General features: G+C 70.8%; 15 protein-coding genes. 4 read left to right on the forward strand and 11 right to left on the reverse strand.

What is annotated here, in order from left to right; translation table 11 throughout:
• The first annotated feature begins 226 nt into the window (after positions 1 to 226).
• A complete protein-coding gene (locus P8T65_RS12910; RefSeq protein WP_316725558.1) occupies positions 227 to 883 on the forward strand; it encodes a bifunctional DNA primase/polymerase in 657 nt (218 codons plus the stop codon).
• Positions 884 to 997: 114 nt separating this feature from the next.
• Here the strand turns inward: P8T65_RS12910 and ftsY are convergent, their stop codons facing one another.
• Positions 998 to 2,194, reverse strand: coding sequence for a signal recognition particle-docking protein FtsY (ftsY, locus tag P8T65_RS12915; protein ID WP_230220733.1), 1,197 nt, complete (start codon positions 2,192 to 2,194; stop codon positions 998 to 1,000).
• Positions 2,195 to 2,476: 282 nt separating this feature from the next.
• On the opposite strand from ftsY, the gene P8T65_RS12920 reads away from it, so the two are divergent.
• The gene (locus P8T65_RS12920) at positions 2,477 to 3,448 is read left to right on the forward strand and encodes an LLM class flavin-dependent oxidoreductase (protein ID WP_316725561.1); all 972 of its coding nucleotides are present in this window, start codon (positions 2,477 to 2,479) and stop codon (positions 3,446 to 3,448) included.
• 81 nt (positions 3,449 to 3,529) lie between these two features.
• Here P8T65_RS12920 and P8T65_RS12925 read toward each other — a convergent pair whose 3' ends face one another.
• From P8T65_RS12925 to P8T65_RS12940, 4 genes are all read right to left on the reverse strand, one after another.
• Entirely contained in the window at positions 3,530 to 4,945 is a 1,416-nt protein-coding gene (locus P8T65_RS12925; RefSeq protein ID WP_316725562.1) for a sugar porter family MFS transporter, read from the reverse strand.
• A gap of 92 nt (positions 4,946 to 5,037) precedes the next feature.
• The gene (gene smc / locus P8T65_RS12930) at positions 5,038 to 8,670 is read right to left on the reverse strand and encodes a chromosome segregation protein SMC (RefSeq protein WP_316725563.1); all 3,633 of its coding nucleotides are present in this window, start codon (positions 8,668 to 8,670) and stop codon (positions 5,038 to 5,040) included.
• Positions 8,671 to 8,923: 253 nt separating this feature from the next.
• Entirely contained in the window at positions 8,924 to 9,124 is a 201-nt protein-coding gene (locus P8T65_RS12935; protein WP_005479841.1) for a hypothetical protein, read from the reverse strand.
• A gap of 401 nt (positions 9,125 to 9,525) precedes the next feature.
• Positions 9,526 to 9,807 carry an acylphosphatase gene (locus P8T65_RS12940; protein ID WP_316725569.1) on the reverse strand — a complete coding sequence of 94 codons (282 nt, stop codon included), beginning with the start codon at positions 9,805 to 9,807 and terminating at the stop codon, positions 9,526 to 9,528.
• 190 nt (positions 9,808 to 9,997) lie between these two features.
• Between P8T65_RS12940 and P8T65_RS12945 the strand changes: the two genes are divergently transcribed.
• Together P8T65_RS12945 and P8T65_RS12950 are read left to right on the forward strand one after the other, a co-directional pair.
• Entirely contained in the window at positions 9,998 to 10,984 is a 987-nt protein-coding gene (locus tag P8T65_RS12945; protein WP_316725571.1) for a CAP domain-containing protein, read from the forward strand.
• Between the two features lie 152 nt (positions 10,985 to 11,136).
• A complete protein-coding gene (locus tag P8T65_RS12950) occupies positions 11,137 to 11,577 on the forward strand; it encodes a helix-turn-helix domain-containing protein (RefSeq protein WP_316725573.1) in 441 nt (146 codons plus the stop codon).
• Here the strand turns inward: P8T65_RS12950 and mutM are convergent.
• The 6 genes from mutM to P8T65_RS12980 all read right to left on the reverse strand — a co-directional run bounded on the left by mutM (position 11,550) and on the right by P8T65_RS12980 (position 17,056).
• Positions 11,550 to 12,410, reverse strand: coding sequence for a bifunctional DNA-formamidopyrimidine glycosylase/DNA-(apurinic or apyrimidinic site) lyase (gene mutM / locus P8T65_RS12955; RefSeq protein WP_230220721.1), 861 nt, complete (start codon positions 12,408 to 12,410; stop codon positions 11,550 to 11,552). The two genes, P8T65_RS12950 and mutM, sit on opposite strands and share 28 nt — an antisense overlap.
• Before the next feature lie 69 nt (positions 12,411 to 12,479).
• Positions 12,480 to 13,691: an IS110 family transposase gene (locus P8T65_RS12960; RefSeq protein WP_316723618.1), complete on the reverse strand. Its 1,212-nt coding sequence runs from the start codon at positions 13,689 to 13,691 to the stop codon at positions 12,480 to 12,482.
• A gap of 430 nt (positions 13,692 to 14,121) precedes the next feature.
• Positions 14,122 to 14,967 (reverse strand): ribonuclease III, encoded by an 846-nt coding sequence (rnc, locus tag P8T65_RS12965; RefSeq protein ID WP_230220719.1) that lies wholly within the window; start codon positions 14,965 to 14,967, stop codon positions 14,122 to 14,124.
• Between the two features lie 7 nt (positions 14,968 to 14,974).
• Positions 14,975 to 15,148: a 50S ribosomal protein L32 gene (rpmF, locus tag P8T65_RS12970; protein ID WP_007493396.1), complete on the reverse strand. Its 174-nt coding sequence runs from the start codon at positions 15,146 to 15,148 to the stop codon at positions 14,975 to 14,977.
• 2 nt (positions 15,149 to 15,150) lie between these two features.
• Positions 15,151 to 15,795, reverse strand: coding sequence for a YceD family protein (locus tag P8T65_RS12975; protein ID WP_316725577.1), 645 nt, complete (start codon positions 15,793 to 15,795; stop codon positions 15,151 to 15,153).
• 151 nt (positions 15,796 to 15,946) lie between these two features.
• Positions 15,947 to 17,056 carry a cell division initiation protein gene (locus P8T65_RS12980; RefSeq protein WP_316731568.1) on the reverse strand — a complete coding sequence of 370 codons (1,110 nt, stop codon included), beginning with the start codon at positions 17,054 to 17,056 and terminating at the stop codon, positions 15,947 to 15,949.
• Positions 17,057 to 17,089: the final 33 nt, after the last annotated feature.

Genomic DNA, 17,089 nt, shown 5'->3' on the forward strand with positions numbered 1-17,089 from the left:
TCCAGAAACGCCACCATTCGCCACCCCTTCGAATGAACTAACGGTGACCCGTCCGCGATTCACTTGACACAGGACGGCCGGTAGTGGGCGTAGCGATGCATTGAGGGGCGCGCGTCGGCGACCGCGCCACCCGGGGTGCCGCAGTGCGCCGCCCCCTGCGGAAGCAGAGCGTCGCATTCTGACTCCGTCGCGTAACCACTCGCGCGCTGGACCCGTTGGAGGGGGCATGGGCTTCACGATCGGCGGCATCCGGGAGATGCGATCCGGCACGCGTCGACGCGGCCGTTCCTCGGAGTGCACGGCGGTGGCCGAGTTCACCGGCCTCTGGGGATGGGACGTCGTCCCCGGCGCGCGGACGGCTGCGGGCGCGTGCTCGTGCGGCAGGACGGCCTGCTCCGCGCCCGGCGCACACCCCCTCGGCTTCGCGCCTCCCCTCCGCGCCGGAGCGACGCTCGACGAGGTGACCGAGGCCTGGGCCGATTTCCCCGGCGCCTCCGTGATGCTGCCGGTGGGCCGCTCGTTCGACGTGATCGAGGTCGCCGAGTCGGCCGGGCGGCACGCGCTGGTCCGCCTGGAACGCATGGGCCTACCCCTCGGCCCCGTGATCGCCACCCCCGAGGGCCGCGCCCACTTCTTCGTCGCCCCCGGCGCCGCCGCCGAGCTGCCCTCCCTGCTCTACCGCATGGGCTGGGACGACCCCTCCGCCCTGGACCTGCGCGGTCTCGGCCCCGGCACCCATGTCACCGCCCCACCGTCCGACCGCGGGGGCCTCGGCCCGGTCCGCTGGCTCCGCTCCCCCGCGCTCGACTCGGCGACCAGGCCACCGGCCGCGCGGCTGCTGCTGGGCACCCTGGCCTACGTGGCCCACCGCTCCCGGGCCTGACCCCGGCCGGCCGGCCGCTGTCCGTACACAGCGAAGCGCCCGTCCCCAACTGCACCTTGGGGGCGGGCGCTTCTTCCCTGCCACCTACGGGTTCCCGCAGGTGGCCACCGCCTGTCACTCGCCGATAAGGGCATCCACGAACGCCTCCGGCTCGAACGGCGCCAGGTCGTCCGCTCCCTCTCCCAGGCCGACGAGCTTGACGGGCACACCCAGCTCACGCTGCACGGCGATGACGATGCCGCCCTTGGCGGTGCCGTCGAGCTTGGTGAGGACGATGCCGGTGATGTCGACGACCTCGGCGAAGACCCGCGCCTGGACGAGACCGTTCTGGCCGGTGGTGGCGTCGAGGACGAGCAGGATCTCGTCCAGCGGCGCGTGCTTCTCGACGACACGCTTGACCTTGCCGAGCTCGTCCATCAGACCGGTCTTGGTGTGCAGCCGGCCGGCGGTGTCGATGAGGACGACGTCGGCGCCCTCCTCGATGCCCTCCTTGACGGCGTCGAAGGCGATGGACGCCGGGTCGCCGCCCTCGGGGCCGCGCACGGTACGGGCACCGACGCGCTCGCCCCAGGTCTGGAGCTGATCGGCGGCGGCGGCGCGGAAGGTGTCGGCGGCGCCGAGGACGACGTTCTTGCCGTCGGCGACGAGGACACGCGCGAGCTTGCCGGTGGTGGTGGTCTTGCCGGTGCCGTTGACGCCGACGACCATCACGATGCCCGGGGTGTCGAGCGGCGAGTCGGTGTTGACCGCCCGGTCGAACTCGGGGACGAGGATCTTCAGCAGTTCCTCGCGCAGCAGTGTGCGCAGCTCCGCCGGGGTGCGGGTGCCGAGGACCTTCACTCGCTCACGCAGCCGCTCGACCAGTTCCTGGGTGGGCTGGACGCCGACGTCGGCGGTGAGGAGGGTGTCCTCGATCTCCTCCCAGGTGTCGTCGTCGAGGTGCTCGCGCGAGAGGAGCGTCAGCAGCCCCTTGCCGAGCGCGTTCTGTGAGCGGGAGAGCCGGGCGCGCAGCCGTACCAGACGGCCGGCGGTCGGCTCGGGGATCTCGATCTCGGGGGCGGGCGGTTCCTCGACGGCCACGGGCGCCGACGCCGAACCGTCCGGGAGATCCACCTCCTCGATCGTCCGGCGCGGTTCGTCGCGCGGCGTCTCGGCCTCGTCGCCGACATGCGGCTCGGCCGGAGGGGCGGTGATGTCGGGTGTCGTGGGGGGAGCCGGGGGCAGCGGCTTCTTCCTGCGGCTGCCTACGACGAGCCCGCCCAGCACGCCGAGCACGACCACGGCGATGACTACAGCAAGGATGAGTTCCATAACTAGGCCAGTATGGCGTGACCTCCCGTCCGACGGTTCGTTGGGCACGTCGGGGTTACCCCCACGGGCCGGGCTGGCCCGCCGCCCGGCATCTCGTCGGACGGAAGCCCCTGAGGGGCGGAGTCACAACGGGACCAGTATGCGGAGGGGCCCGTCGGGTGCGCAGAGAAGCGTCCCCAGGGTGTGTGACGGCCCATGCAGTGGGCCGTCACACACCCTCCCCTAGAAACCTGACACCTCGTCAGCTAACGTCCCCCTTCACAGCCGTCCGAAGGGGGTCCCATGCCCGTCACGGTCGTCCGTTTCAACCTGGTCGAGCCCGGCGCCACGCCCGCCTCGCTCCGGGCCCGCTACCGGGCCGCCGTCGAGATGGCCGCGTACGCCGACGTGCAGGGCGTCAGCACCGTGCAGACGGAGGAGCACCACGGGGTCGAGAACAACTGGCTGCCGTCGCCGTTCGTCTTCGCGGGGGCGGTGTTCGGGGCTACACGACAGATCGCGGTGACGGTGTCGGCGGCGATCGGGCCGTTGCACGATCCGCTGCGGCTGGCGGAGGACATCGCCGTACTGGATCTGGTGAGCGGCGGGCGGCTCGTGACCGTCGCTGGGATCGGGTACCGGCCGGAGGAGTACGCGCAGTTCGACGTGGACTGGAAGGAGCGGGGCAAACTCCAGGACGAGGTGCTGGAGACGCTGCTCCGGGCGTGGACGGGCGAGCCGTTCACCTATCGGGGGCGCACGGTCCGGGTCACCCCGCGCCCGGGCACCGAGCCGCATCCGCTGCTGCTGGTCGGCGGTTCCTCGAAGGCGGCGGCCCGCCGGGCGGCACGCCTGGGGCTCCCCTTCTTCCCGAGCGCGCACCTGCCGGAGCTGGAGGCGTACTACAAGGAGCGGCTCGTCGAGTACGGCACCGAGGGCTGGACGATGATGCCGGCTGCCGAGACACCCCTGCTGCACGTGGCGGAGGACCCGGACCGGGCGTGGGCCGAGTACGGCCGGCACTTCCTGCACGAGGCGCGGACGTACGCCTCCTGGCAGTCGGTCGACATCCGGTCGGCCGTGCGGTCGGGCGCGGCGACGGTGGCGGAGCTGCGCGCCGAGGGCGTGTACCGGATCGTCACGCCGGACGAGTGCGTGGCGCTGGGCCTGGACAACTACGTCCTGCATCCGCTGGTCGGCGGGATGCCGGTCGAGGAGGGCTGGCGGGGACTGCGCCTGTTCGCCGAGCGGGTGCTGCCGCGTCTCGCCGACTGACCGCCCCACGTCCCCGGAGAGCCGCCGTCCCGGCCCGCTCGGTGGTCGGGCCGGGACGGCGGAGGGGTACGGGAGGTGGGGCTAGCCCATCTCCTCAAGCGCCTTGCCCTTGGTCTCCTTGACGAACTTCAGGACGAAGGGGATGGAGAGCGCGGCGAAGACCGTGTAGATCACGTACGTCACGGAGAGGTTCCAGTCGGCCAGGGTCGGGAAGCTCGCGGTGATGGCCCAGTTGGCGATCCACTGGGCGGACGCCGCCACACCCAGGGCGGCGGCGCGGATCCTGTTCGGGAACATCTCGCCGAGCATGACCCAGACGACGACTCCCCAGGAGAGGGCGAAGAAGAGGACGAAGACGTGTGCGGCGATCAGGGCGACCCAGCCCTGGGTGGCGGGGAGCTTGCCGTCGACGAGGTCGTAGGAGAAGGCCCATGCCTCCAGGGCGAGGCCGAGGACCATGCCGACGGAGCCGATGAGGGCGAGCGGCTTGCGGCCGATCCGGTCGACGAAGATCATCGCGATGACGGTGCCGACGATGTTGATGATCGAGGTCGTGAAGGAGTAGAAGAACGACTCGCTGGGGTCGACGCCCACGGACTGCCACAGCGTCGCGGAGTAGTAGAAGGCGACGTTGATGCCGACGAACTGCTGGAAGACCGACAGGCCGATGCCGATCCAGACGATCGGCTTGAAGAGGAAGCTGCCGCCGAGCAGGTCCTTGAAGGTCGACCTGTGCTCGCTGTTCATGGCCGACTCGATCTCGGCGACCCGCGCGTCGAGATCGACGTCCCCGCCCTCGACCTCGGTGAGCACCTCACGGGCGCGCTCGTGCTTGCCGACGGAGATCAGGAAGCGCGGCGACTCGGGGATCGCGAAGGTGAGCAGGCCGTAGAGCACTGCCGGGACGACCATGACACCGAGCATGATCTGCCAGGCTTCCAGGCCGAGCAGTTCACCGCGCTGGTCGCCGTCGGCGGCGTTCAGAATGCCCCAGTTGACCAGCTGGGAGACGGCGATGCCGACGACGATCGCGGCCTGCTGGAACGAGCCGAGCCGGCCCCGGTAGGCGGGCGGGGCGACCTCGGCGATGTAGGCGGGGCCGATGACGGACGCCATGCCGATGGCGAAGCCGCCGACGATCCGCCAGAAGGCGAGGTCGTACAGCGCGAAGGGGAGCGCGGAGCCGACGGCGCTGACCGTGAACAGGGCGGCCGCGATCTGCATGCACCGGATACGGCCGATGCGGTCGGCTATCCGGCCCGCCGTGGCCGCGCCCACGGCACAGCCGATCAGGGCGACGGCGATGACCTGCGCCAGGGCCATGGAGCCGATGTCGTAGCGGTGGCGGATGGCTTCGACGGCGCCGTTGATCACGGCACTGTCGTAGCCGAAGAGGAAGCCGCCCATCGCGGCCGCCGCCGCGATGAAGATCACGTGCGAGAGATGGTCGGGCTGAGCGCCCCGAGCTCCTGCCCTGGGCTGCGCTGTGCTGGTCACGTCTGTACTCCTCGGCGAGCACGTCGCCGATGTCGGGGGAACGGGCCTGATGATCTGCTGGACCAGCCGCGCCTACCCCCGCTCGGACCCGCCTAACGCAGCCGCTGGCTGATCACCTTCGAGACACCGTCGCCTTGCATGGACACGCCGTACAGCGCGTCGGCGACCTCCATGGTCCGCTTCTGGTGGGTGATCACGATCAGCTGCGAGGCCTCCTGCAGCTCCTGCATGATCCGGATCAGCCGCTGGAGGTTGGTGTCGTCGAGCGCCGCCTCGACCTCGTCCATCACATAGAACGGGCTGGGCCGCGCCTTGAAGATCGACACCAGCATGGCGACGGCGGTCAGCGACCGCTCCCCGCCCGAGAGCAGCGACAGCCGCTTCACCTTCTTGCCCGGCGGCCGGGCCTCCACGTCGACACCGGTGGTGAGCATGTTGTCCGGGTCGGTGAGGATCAGCCGTCCCTCGCCGCCGGGGAAGAGCCGGCCGAACACGCCCTCGAACTCCCGCGCGGTGTCCCAGTAGGCCTCGGTGAAGACCTGCTCGACCCGCTCGTCGACCTCCTTCACCACCTGCAGCAGATCGGCACGGGTCTTCTTCAGGTCCTCCAACTGCTCGCTGAGGAACTTGTGCCGTTCCTCCAGCGCCGCGAACTCCTCCAGCGCCAGCGGATTGACCTTGCCGAGCTGCTGGTACGCCCGCTCGGCCGCCTTCAGCCGCTTCTCCTGCTCGGCGCGGTGGAACGTCTTCGGCTGGTTGCGGGGGTGCTCCGGGTCCTCCGGCAGCTCCTCCCCCTCCGCAGGCGGCGACGGCGGTACGAGCTGGTCGGGCCCGTACTCCGCGATCAGCCCCTCCGGTTCGACGCCCAGCTCCTCCAGCGCCTTGGTCTCCAGCTGCTCTATCCTCATCCGCTTCTCGGCGCCGAGCACCTCGCCCCGGTGGACGGAGTCGGTCAGCTTGTCCAGCTCCGCCTTGAGGTCCCTCCCCTCGTTGCGGGCCTGCGCGAGCTCCTGCTCACGGCGTGCCTTGGCCGCGTCGGCGGCGGTGCGTTCCCGCTCCGCGCGGGTGAGGGAGACCTCGACGTGGCGGAGCAGCTGCCGGGCGCCGGAGGCGACGGCCTCGGCCACGGCCGCCTCGTGCCGCAGCCGCGCTCTGCGCTGTTCGGCGCGCGCCCGCGCCTCGCGCTCGGCGCGCGCGGCCCGGTCGAGGGAGTCCGCACGCCCCGCGAGCCCCTTGACCCGCTCCTCGTGGGTCCGCACCTGGAGCCGTGCCTCCATCTCGGTCTGCCGCGCGTTGGCCCCGTCCGCCGCGAGCCGGTCCCGTACGAAGGTGTCCGGCTCCTCCTCCACGGGCATCTCCTCGGCCACCGCGAGCCGTTCGGCCAGCTCCTCGGCGTCCTCCACGGCCTTGTCGAGCGACTCCTGGGCGCGTGCGGCGACGGCCGTGGACCGCTCCGCCTCCCCGGCGGCGCCCCGCGCCTGCCCGGCCAGCCGCCCGAGCTGTTGCGCGACCGCCGACCTCTCCCGCTCGCCCGCCCGGCGCCGCTCCCCCAGTTCCTCCACGATCCCGGCCCGCTCCCGGCGCAGCTCGACCGCGTGCCGCTGGGCCTCGGCCAGCTCCTCGCACCGTACGGCGAGCTCCTCCAGCTCGGCCGCCGCCTCGTCGACGGCGGCCTGCACCTCCAGCAGGCTCGGTGCCCCGGCCGAGCCGCCGTGCGCGAAGTGTGCGCCGAGCAGGTCGCCTTCGGCGGTCACGGCGGTGAGGTCGGGGCGGGCGTAGACCAGGGCCTCGGCGTCTTCGAGGGTGTCCACGACGACGATGCGGTGCAGGAGGCGGCGTACGGCGGGTGTGAGGTCGGAGGAGGTCCGGATCAGGTCTGCGGCGAAGTGCGCGGGAGGGGATGCCGGGAGAGGTCGTCTTTCGTCCGCGGGCCCGTCGTGGCTGGTCGCGCAGTTCCCCGCGCCCCTTTGAGGCGCTGTCCCCGAGGACGGCGCCACGTCGTCCGGTGCTCCTGCCAGTAGCAGGGCCGCGCGGCCCGCGTCCTGCTTGCGCAGCAGGCGGATCGCCTCGGCCGCTGCGGAGGGTGAGGTCACCGCGATCGCGTCGGCCGCCGCGCCGAAGGCCGCCGCGAGGGCGATCTCGTAGCCCGGGGTGACCGTCAGCAGTTCGGCGGCCGGGCCCAGCACTCCGCCGAGCCGGTCCTTCGCGGCGAGCAGCGCGCCCGTGCCGTCCTTGCGGCGCAGGCCGAGGGCGAGGGCCTCGTGGCGGGCCTGGGTGGCGGCCCGGCGGCGTTCGGCCGTGGTCGTGGCCTCGCGGGCGACGGCGAGGGCGGTCTCGGCCTCGGCCAGGGCGCGCTTCGCGGCGTCGTGCTGTTCGGCCAGGTCGGAGTCGCCGGCGTCGAGGGTGTCGACCTCGGCCTTGAGCGCCTCGTACTCCTCCTGGGCGGCGGCGGCGCGTTCGCGCGCCTCGTCGCGGGCGGCGGCGAGGCGGTCGATCTCGGACTGTGCGGAGGCCGCGCGGGAGCGGGCGGCGTTGACCTGGCCGTTCAGCCGGGCGAGGCTCTCGCGGCGGTCGGCGATGGTGCGGGCGACATCCTTCAGCCGGCGTTCCTCGACCACGAGTTGCCGCTCCAGGTCGGCGCGGTGCTCGACGGTGTCCTCCAGGGCGCGCTCGGCGGCCTCCAGGGCCGCTTCGAGTTCGGCCTCCTGTTCACGGATGCGGGCGGCCTCGCGCTCCATGTCCTCCGGGTCGCGGCCGCGCCGCTCCTCGGCGGGCGCGGAGGTGGCGCTCTTGACCCGGGCGTCGGCCAGGGAGATCGTGCCGCGCACCCGCTCGGCGAGCTGCGACAGCTCGTACCAGGTCTCCTGGGCGCGCTGGAGGCGCGGGGCCAGCCGGCGCACCTCGCCCTCCAGATGGGCCTCCCGCTGGAGCGCCTTCTTCAGCTCGGTCTCGGCGGCCTCCTTGCGCTGCTTCAGCGCGGCCTCGTCGGCGACCTCCGTACGGAGCGCGGCGTGGAGGCGTACGAGATCGTCGGCGAGCAGGCGCAGGCGGGCGTCTCGCAGGTCGGCCTGGATGACGGCGGCCCGGCGTGCGACGGCGGCCTGGCGGCCCAGCGGCTTGAGCTGGCGGCGGAGTTCGTCGGTGAGGTCCTGGACGCGGGCCAGGTTGGCCTGCATGGCGTCCAGTTTCCGAAGCGCCTTCTCCTTGCGCTTGCGGTGCTTGAGGACGCCGGCGGCCTCCTCGATGAAGGCGCGGCGGCCCATGGGGTCGGCGTGCAGGACGGAGTCCAGCTGTCCCTGGCCGACGATGACGTGCATCTCACGGCCGATGCCGGAGTCGGAGAGCAGGTCCTGGATGTCGAGGAGTCGGCAGGTGTCGCCGTTGATCTGGTACTCGCTGCCGCCGTTGCGGAACATGATCCGCGTGATCGTGACCTCGGAGTACTCGATGGGGAGGGCCCCGTCGGAGTTGTCGATGGTCAGCGACACCTCGGCGCGGCCGAGCGGGGGGCGCCCGGTGGTGCCGGCGAAGATGACGTCCTCCATCTTGCCGCCGCGCAGCGACTTGGCGCCCTGTTCGCCCATGACCCAGCTGAGCGCGTCCACGACGTTGGACTTGCCCGAACCGTTGGGCCCGACGACGCACGTGATGCCCGGTTCGAACCGGAGCGTGGTCGCCGAGGCGAACGATTTGAACCCACGGAGGGTCAGGGCCTTGAGGTGCACGGCGCTGGACTCTACCTTCCGGCCTTGTCTCACTCCATGAACCCGCGGTTTCGCCCATGAACGTGCAGGGCACATCAGACGTTAATGAGGGTGAGGTGGGTCGGGGGCCGAGGCGGGGAGTCAGGAGCCGAGCCGGGGCTCGGGGACAGAAAGAAGGGACGCCTCGAGAGAAGGCGTCCCTTGCAGATCTGACAACTTAGCGGTTGATACGGGCAGCCCAACCACTGCTGTCTGTCGTGGTGCGATGCAGTGATCAGGTGAGCGCAGGCTCCGCCTGGCGTGCGTCGAGCTCCATGAGCGAGTCGTGAGAAGCGGCAGCCGTCAGCGCGTCGTTCTCCGCCTGGATGCGTCCGAGCTCGGATTCCAGGTCCTGGACACGCTGCTGGAGCCGTCGCATCTCGGCGAGGAGTCGCGGGTCGGAGCCGCCGACGTAACCGAGAAGCGCCTTTGCCATGATGGATGGTCCTCCACACTGAGTGACCGACCGAAGCGGTGTGGGTCGTGAGGGAATCGCACCCGCATTGCTTGGCACTGTTGAGTTTTTGCTGCCGTCTTCATGCCAAACAGCTAAGGTGCGCGGGGTTGCTTTTAGCGTCTCACCAAAAAGTTTGACGGTCAACACGATCACGCCCCGCAATGGCGGGCATCCCTCTGCCGCGCGGCCCCGAACGGGCGACGCTGCGGTGATTCCGGGACCTCTCCTGACCGGCGGAGCGAGGGGATCCTCCTCTCTTCGGAGCCTGCCATGACAAACCTGTCTTGGCAATCACCTGCACATTTCTGGTTTGTGCATGCTCCTGGCATATGCCGGTGGCGCTCCCCTCCGCTCCCGCGCGACTCACCCCCTCGGGGGGATCAGCGGATGGCGAAGCCCTCGTACCCCCCACGCGGTGTGTCCCAGATCTCGGTCACACCCGCCACGCGCCCGGGCGTGTCGTCACCCTGGAGCCACTCCAGGAGTCCCTCGCACGCCTCGCGCGGCCCCTCGGCGACCACCTGGACCCGCCCGTCGGCCAAATTGAGAGCAAAACCACTCAGGCCCCCGATCTCCAGCGCCCTGGCCCGGGTGAACCAGCGGAAACCCACACCTTGCACCCGCCCACGCACCCAGGCGACCAGTCGTACATCCTCGCTCATGACTGCACGCTAACGGGCCAATGTCTCCCGGGTCTCTCCCTCCCCAGGCGCCATGCTGTACCGTCCCCACCCAATGAATCTCATATGAAACTCACTCCTTCGTGTGAGATTCGTGAAGACGACGATCACAACGTTGACGAACTCCCCAACGTTGACCGCAGGACACCGCAAGGACGAGGAAGGCCAAGACATGGGACGCCACCGACGCTCCGCCGCCGGCCGCGCCGCCAGGGGGGGCCGCGCCGCCGGGGTCACTGACAGGGGCTTCGTTCCCGAGGAGCCGCACTACGGTCCGGAGAACCTGTACGGGTTCGCCGCGTTCCTGGAGGCCGACGCCCAGGCTGCTTCGCGAAACGGTGGCTCGCGCCGCCGCAAGAAGAAGACCGTGACGCCTGTGAAGACCGGTCTCCTCGGTGTCTCCGCCGCCGTCGCCCTCGGCACCGTCGCGGTGGCCACCGGGGTGCTGCCGGGCGGCGACCAGTACACGATCAGCGGTGGCAACGCCAACGAGACGGTGGTGCCCGCCGGCTCGCCGACGGGTGCGGCCACTCAGCAGGGCGGTACGGACGGCGCCGCGCAGCAACAGCGCGAGGACGAGTCCACCAGCCGGGACGCCGAGCGCGCGGCCTCTCCGTCGAACACCCCGGCCCCCTCGACGCCCCCGTCCGAGAAGAAGCCCGCCGAGGATGCGGACAAGGGCTCCGGCTCCCAGAAGACCAAGAAGCCCTCCGACAAGCCCATCAAGGAGAAGGAGAAGGGCAAGGAGAAGGACTCCACTTCTCCGGCGGAGCTCTCCTCCGAGACCCAGGCCGAGGCCGCGGTCCTCCTGCTGGTCAACGAGGAGCGGGCCAAGGCGGGCTGCCAGCCGGTGGCGGCCAACAGCGACCTGGCGAAACTGGCCGAGGCGTTCAGCGAGGACATGGCCCTGCGCGGGTTTTTCGACCACACCGACCCCGACGGTTCCGACCCGTGGGACCGCGCGGCCACCCTCGGGATCACCGGCCTCGGCGGCGAGAACATCGCCCGCGGCCAGGCCACCGCCGAAGCGGTCATGGAGGCCTGGATGAACAGCCCCGGCCACCGGGCGAACATCCTGAACTGCGACTTCAAGACCCTCGGGGTCGGCGTCCACCTGGGCGACGGCGGACCGTGGTGGACGCAGGACTTCGGCTACTAGGCCCGAACGGCACCCGCCCGGTCCGGCCGGCCCGCCTTCCCTGGGCCGGCCCGCCTACCCCTGGCAGGCCCGCCACCCCCTCCCCTACCGTCCACTAACCACCAGTTAGTGCGGTCTTCTGGCCAGCGCTGTGCCGGAGTATCCTCGGTGGTATGGAATCAGCCGCGCAGACCGGCGTGACGTCCAAGCGGGCCGCCGCGGGTACGGGCGCTGTGGATTTCGACGACCTCGCCTTCGACGTGTTCGCCAGGAACTGTCCCTCGCGGGGCACCCTGGAGCACGTGACGGGCCGCTGGGGCGCGCTCACGATGGGCGCGCTGTACGAGAGTTCGCTCCGCTTCAACGAGCTGCGCCGCCGCGTCGACGGCGTCAGCGAGAAGATGCTCTCCCAGACCCTGCACGCCCTGGAGCGCGACGGCCTCGTCCACCGCGACGCGCAGCCCACCAACCCGCCACGCGTCGACTACACCCTCACACCGCTCGGCCGCGAGATCTCCGAGCGCCTGCTGTCCCTCATCACCTTCGTGGAGGGCCGCATGGAGGAGGTGCTCCGGTCCCGCGAGCGCTACGACGCGACGCGTGGCGCCCGCTGACACGTCGGGCAGAAGTAGCTGGACCGGTTCATCCACGGCCGCCGCCGCATCGGCGTGGCACAGCGGCGGCAGGGCAGTCCCTCACGGCCGTACGCGTCCAGCGAGCGGTCGAAGTACCCCGACTCACCGTTGACGTTGACGTAGAGGCTGTCGAAGCTGGTGCCGCCCACCGCGAGGGCCGCGTTCATCACGTCCCGTACATGGCCGAGGAGTTCGGTGGTGCGGGGGCGGGTGAAACCGGCCGTGGGGCGCTCGTAGTGGATCCGCGCGCGCCAGAGCGCCTCGTCCGCGTAGATGTTGCCGACTCCGCTGATCAACGACTGGTCGAGCAGGGCCCGTTTGATCGTCGTACGCTTCCGCCGCAGCGCCTGGTGGAAGGCCTCCGCGTCGAACCGCGGGTCGAGGGGGTCGCGGGCGATGTGCGCGATGACGTCGGGCAGACCGTCCGGGGTGGTGTCGTGCAACGACAGTCCGCCGAAGGTGCGTTGATCGACGAAGCGCAGTTCGGTGGCGAGGTCGTCCGCGAAGCGGACGCGGATCCTGAGGTGCTTCTCGTCGGCCGCGTCGTGCGGCTGCACGAGCAGTTGGCCGCTCATGCCGAGGTGGGCCAGGACGGCGATGCCGGTGTCCTCCACGGGCAGCCACAGGTACTTCCCCCGGCGGCTGGGCTCGCCGATGCGATGGCCTTTGAGCCGGTGCGCGAAGTCCTCCGGGCCGGCCAGGTGCCGACGGATCGCCCGGGGGTGGAGGACCTCGACGTCGGCGACGGTCCGATGGGCCACCCATCGCTCCAGACCGCGCCGCACGACCTCGACCTCGGGGAGTTCTGGCACGGGGTCCTCCGGGGAGAGCGGGGGGTGGGGGGGTGCTTCTATCTGTTCGGTCAAGGGCTGTGGGCTTGGTCAGGCTGTTTGTTCGTGCCCGGGCTGGTAGAGGGTGCGGTGTTTGAGCATGGCGTGCAGGACGTCGACGCGGCGGCGGGTGAGGCAGATGAGGGCGGCGTTGTGGCGCTTCTTCTCCGCGCGTTTCCTGTCGTAGTAGGCCCGCGATTCGGGGCTGCTCAGGGAAGCGAACGAGGCCAGGAACAGGGCCCGTTTGAGCGTCTTGTTGCCGCCGCGGGGTGGTCCTTCGCCCCGGATGGAGGTTCCGGAGCGGCGTGTGGTGGGGGTCAGTCCCGCGTAGGAGGCCAGGTGGGCGGCGGTGGGGAACGCGCTGGCGTCGCCGACCTCGGCCAGGATGCGGGCGCCGGTCCTGACCGCGACCCCGGGCATGGAGGTCAGGACCTTCGCGAGAGGGTGGGCCTCCAGCAGTGCGGCGACCCGCGTCTCCAGGACGTCCCGGCGCTTGAGGAGCACGGCGAGGGCCTCGGCCAGACCGGAGACGATCTCCCCCGCCGAGGCTGTGCCGGGAACCTGCACGGTCTGCTCTGCCAGGGCGGTGGTGATCTGGTCGGCCAGGGTGTGAGCGCTGCGCATCCGCGGGGCGGCCTGGAGCATGACCTGCGCGATCTGCTCGGTGCCGGCCTGGGCCAGCTGGGTGGGGGAGCCGTAGGTCTGCAGCAGGGCCAGGACGGCCGGGTGGCGCAGGCGGGGCCCGAGGACGCGTTCGAGTGCGGGGTGGACGGAGGTGAGCAGGCCGCGCAGCCGGTTGGAGGTGCGGGTGGCGTCCTGGGCGAGGTCGTCGTCGTGGCCCAGGACCATGGTCAGTTCGGCCCGCACGCTCTCGTCGGGATCGATGGAATGCAGCAGGTGGGGCATGGTGCGGGCGGCATCGGCGATGACGTAGGCGTCGCGAGCGTCGGTCTTGCCGGTGCCGGGGTGCAGATCGGCCAGCCGGCGCATCGACAGGCCGGGCAGGTAGGCGACTTCGCATCCACAGGCGCGGGCGACGGTGACCGCCAGGGTGCCGATGGAGGCCGGCTGGTCGACCACGACCAGGACCTTCCCCTTGCGCCCCAGGCGGTTGAACAGCTCGCGCAGCTGGGGCTCGTTGTTGGGCAGCGGTTTGTCGAAGGCCGTGCGGCCATCACGCAGCAGGGCCGTGCCGTGATGCTCGGACTTGCCGACGTCCAGGGCGCAGAAGACATCGATCGATGGGAAGTCGTTGCTGGTCACCGGGCTTTCCCTCCCCTCCCGGCACAATGGGTGGCCTGCCGGGACACCGGAGATCGGCAGCCACATTACGCAGCCCTGCCCATGGGCGGACACGCTTCCATCAGCGATCAACCGGTGCCGCCGGGACCAGTGACAGCACCCCCCGGATCATCAAGGACAGGGGCAAAGAGTCATACCGGCCCCGATGGCCACGAACCCGAACCGGGCTCTACGAAGAAGGTAATGGGCGTGAGGTCGTGGGTCGGGTGCGGGTGGGTGGGGGCTTCTCGCGCAGTTCCCCGCGCCCCTGAAAAGCAGGGGCTGCGCCCCGTGCTTTTCCCAGGCCCCCAGGGCCTGGGCTTTCAGGGTGCGGGGAACTGCGCGACCAGCCCCCACCCACCCGCACCCGACCACGCGCCCCCACCACACCGCACCGCACCCGGCGGAGCCGTTACGCCGGGGCCGTGTCCGAAGGACTTTCCGCGGGCTCGTCGGGCAGAGCCACGGCCTCGGCCGCCGCCTTCGCCCGCTCGTCCGCCGCGGCGCGGATCGCACGCCAGGCGGACTCGGCCGCCTGCTGCTCCGCTTCCTTCTTGCTGCGGCCGGTGCCGGTGCCGTACGAGACGCCTCCGACGCGGGCGGCAGCGGTGAAGGTCTTCTCGTGGTCGGGGCCGGTCTCCGTGACCAGGTACTCGGGCACGCCGAGCCCCTCGGTCGCGGTGAGCTCCTGGAGACTGGTCTTCCAGTCCAGGCCGGCACCGAGGTTCGAGGACTTCTCGATCAGTGGGTCGAACAGGCGGTGCACCAGCTCCGCCGCCGAGTCCAGCCCTTGGTCGAGATAGACCGCGCCGATCACCGCTTCGAGGGTGTCGGCGAGGATGGACGCCTTGTCCCGGCCGCCCGTGCCTTCTTCACCGCGGCCGAGCCGGATGAAGGAGCCGAGGTCGAGCCCGCGGCCCACCTCCGCCAGCGCACGAGAGTTGACCACCGCGGCCCGCAGCTTGGCCAGTTGGCCTTCGGGCAGGTCGGGGTGGGTGCGGTACAGCGTGTCCGTCACCACGAGGCCGAGTACGGAGTCCCCGAGGAACTCCAGGCGCTCGTTGGTGGGCAGACCGCCGTTCTCGTACGCGTACGAACGGTGCGTCAGCGCACGCACCAGAAGGGCGGACTCGAGCTGATAGCCGAGCCGCCCTTCCAGAAGCGTGTGGGACGAGGCTGTGTTCTCCGCCTTTTTCTTGGCGTTGGTCTCCGCCTTGGCGTCATCCGCCTTCTTGGGGCTGGACACAGTGCCTCTCACCAGCCGCTCAGACCTCGAGGACCTGGCGCTTGTTGTAGGTGCCGCAAGACGGGCACGCGATGTGCTGCAGCTTGGGCTCGTGGCAGCGCTCGCACGCAACCAGGGTGGGGACCGCAGCCTTCCACTGCGACCGGCGGTGGCGCGTGTTGCTGCGCGACATCTTCCGCTTCGGAACAGCCACGGCTACTTCTCCTGCTTCTCGTCGACACCGGATTCGGCGCCGCTCATCTCGTCCTTCTCGCCGTCTTCGAGTGAACCGGCGAGTCCCTGCAGTGCCGCCCAACGGATGTCGACGGCGTCGTGGTGGTGGTCCGGGTCGTCCGCGAGCCGGGCTCCGCATTCGGAGCACAGGCCGGGGCAGTCGTCCTGGCACACCGGCTGCATCGGCAGTGCGAGCACCACCGCATCGCGCAGCACGGGTTCGAGGTCGAACAGGCCGTCCTCGAGGAAGAGCCTGTCCTCGTCGTCCTCGGCGTCGCTGTCGGGTTCCGCGATCACGCGGCCCCGCTCATCGGCGTCGGGGTACGAGAACATCTCCTGGAAGTCCGCTTCGAGCTCCAGCTCGAGCGGCTCCAGACACCTTACGCACTCCCCCTTGGCGTCGGCACGAGCGGTGCCTGTGACGAGCACCCCTTCCATGACCGACTCCAGACGGAGTTCGAGCTCCACCGGGGCGCCTTCCGGCACTCCGACGACCCCCTTGATCCCGAGCTCCTTGGGAGCGTCGACCGAACGCGTCAGGCGCTGCTGCGCACCGGGCCGCCGACCCAGCTCGTGCGTGTCGAACACGAGGGGGTTGCGGTGGTCGAGGCGGGCGTTCAGAGCCATTTCTGCTTTCGGTCTTCGGAGCTCGGAGGAGGGCGCCGCCCCTGGTGTTCCGGGCAGCGCTCGATCGCGGGCGTCTGTTGCGGACAGCATCAACGCACGCGCGACCGAAGAGCCAGGATACTGGACCTTTCGCTATCGGCCCAATCCGCTGTCAGCGGCCCTGCTCGTAGCGGCGCAACTGCTCCGCCGTGATCATGGTGGTGTCGAAGAGGCTGGTCTCGTCGAGCTGGTTCCCCTGCGGCTGCGCGTACCCCTGGTGCCCCTGCTGGTCCGGGTGCCCCTGCTGGTCCGGGTGCCCCTGCGGATCCATATGCCCCTGGTTCGGGTCGTACGCGGGCTGCTGCGGGTACCCGGCCGCGTACGGGTCGGCCTGCTGGTAGCCGTAGGGGTCGGCGGACTGCTGGGGCTGCGCGTACTGCTGCTGGTAGCCGTACGGGTTCTGCTGGTACGCCGTCGCCGCGTAGGAGTCCTGCTGCTGCCCGTACGACGGCTGCTCCGGCACGGACGGGGACTGCTGGGCGGGGGTGTCCGAGAAGGCGGCGAGCTCGGCCAGGTAGTCGGCGTCGCTGGTGGGGCGGGGGGAGGTGCCGTCGTCGTTCAGGGCGAGGGCGCCGAGGTCGTCGGTGGCGATCCGGCCGTGCAGCTTCTGCCGGCCGCGGCCTACGGCCTCCAGGGTCTTGGCGAGGACGGCCTCGAAAGCGCCGAGCTTGGCGTCCACATAGGCGTCCGCGTCGCGGCGCAGGGTCTCGGGGTCATGGCTGCGCTCGGGGGCATCGTCGTCCTCAGGGTTCTCGTATCCCCGCTCGTCGGCTCCCGGGCCGGTACCGAGGAGCTTTTCGCGGCCCCGGCCGACGGAGCCGAGGGTCTTGGTGAGGACGACCTCGAAGTTGGCGAGCTTGGAGTCGACGTAGTCGTCGGCCTCGGCGCGGACCTCCTCGGCCTCCCGGCGGGCCTCGCCGAGGATGCGGTCGGCCTCGTTCTGGGAGCGACGGGCGACCTCGGTGTCGGAGATCAGGGAGCCGCGCTCGGCGTGCGCGTTCTCGATGATCCGCTCGGCCTCCAGCCGGGCCCGCTCGACCATGTGCTCCCGATCGCCGATCAGCTCCTGTGCCTGGGCGAGGGAGTCGGGCAGGGCCGCGCGCAGTTCGTCGAGCAGGGAGAGCAGTTCGGCGCGGTTGACCACGCACGAGGCCGACATGGGCATGGCCCGGGCGCCGGAGACCACCGAGACGATCTCGTCGAGCTTCTTCTGCACGTCCACCGTGTGGTCCACCGTGTGCTCGCCACTCTCTAC

It is taken from the genome of Streptomyces sp. 11x1, from assembly GCF_032598905.1.
Taxonomy (GTDB): Bacteria; Actinomycetota; Actinomycetes; order Streptomycetales; family Streptomycetaceae; genus Streptomyces.

Coding starts and splice junctions, on each gene's coding strand:
- P8T65_RS12910 (WP_316725558.1), top strand. CDS start 227: ATGGGCTTCACGATCGGCGGCATCCGGGAGATGCGATCCGGCACGCGT.
- ftsY (WP_230220733.1), bottom strand. CDS start 2,194: ATGGAACTCATCCTTGCTGTAGTCATCGCCGTGGTCGTGCTCGGCGTG.
- P8T65_RS12920 (WP_316725561.1), top strand. CDS start 2,477: ATGCCCGTCACGGTCGTCCGTTTCAACCTGGTCGAGCCCGGCGCCACG.
- P8T65_RS12935 (WP_005479841.1), bottom strand. CDS start 9,124: ATGGCAAAGGCGCTTCTCGGTTACGTCGGCGGCTCCGACCCGCGACTC.
- P8T65_RS12940 (WP_316725569.1), bottom strand. CDS start 9,807: ATGAGCGAGGATGTACGACTGGTCGCCTGGGTGCGTGGGCGGGTGCAA.
- P8T65_RS12945 (WP_316725571.1), top strand. CDS start 9,998: ATGGGACGCCACCGACGCTCCGCCGCCGGCCGCGCCGCCAGGGGGGGC.
- P8T65_RS12950 (WP_316725573.1), top strand. CDS start 11,137: ATGGAATCAGCCGCGCAGACCGGCGTGACGTCCAAGCGGGCCGCCGCG.
- P8T65_RS12975 (WP_316725577.1), bottom strand. CDS start 15,795: ATGGCTCTGAACGCCCGCCTCGACCACCGCAACCCCCTCGTGTTCGAC.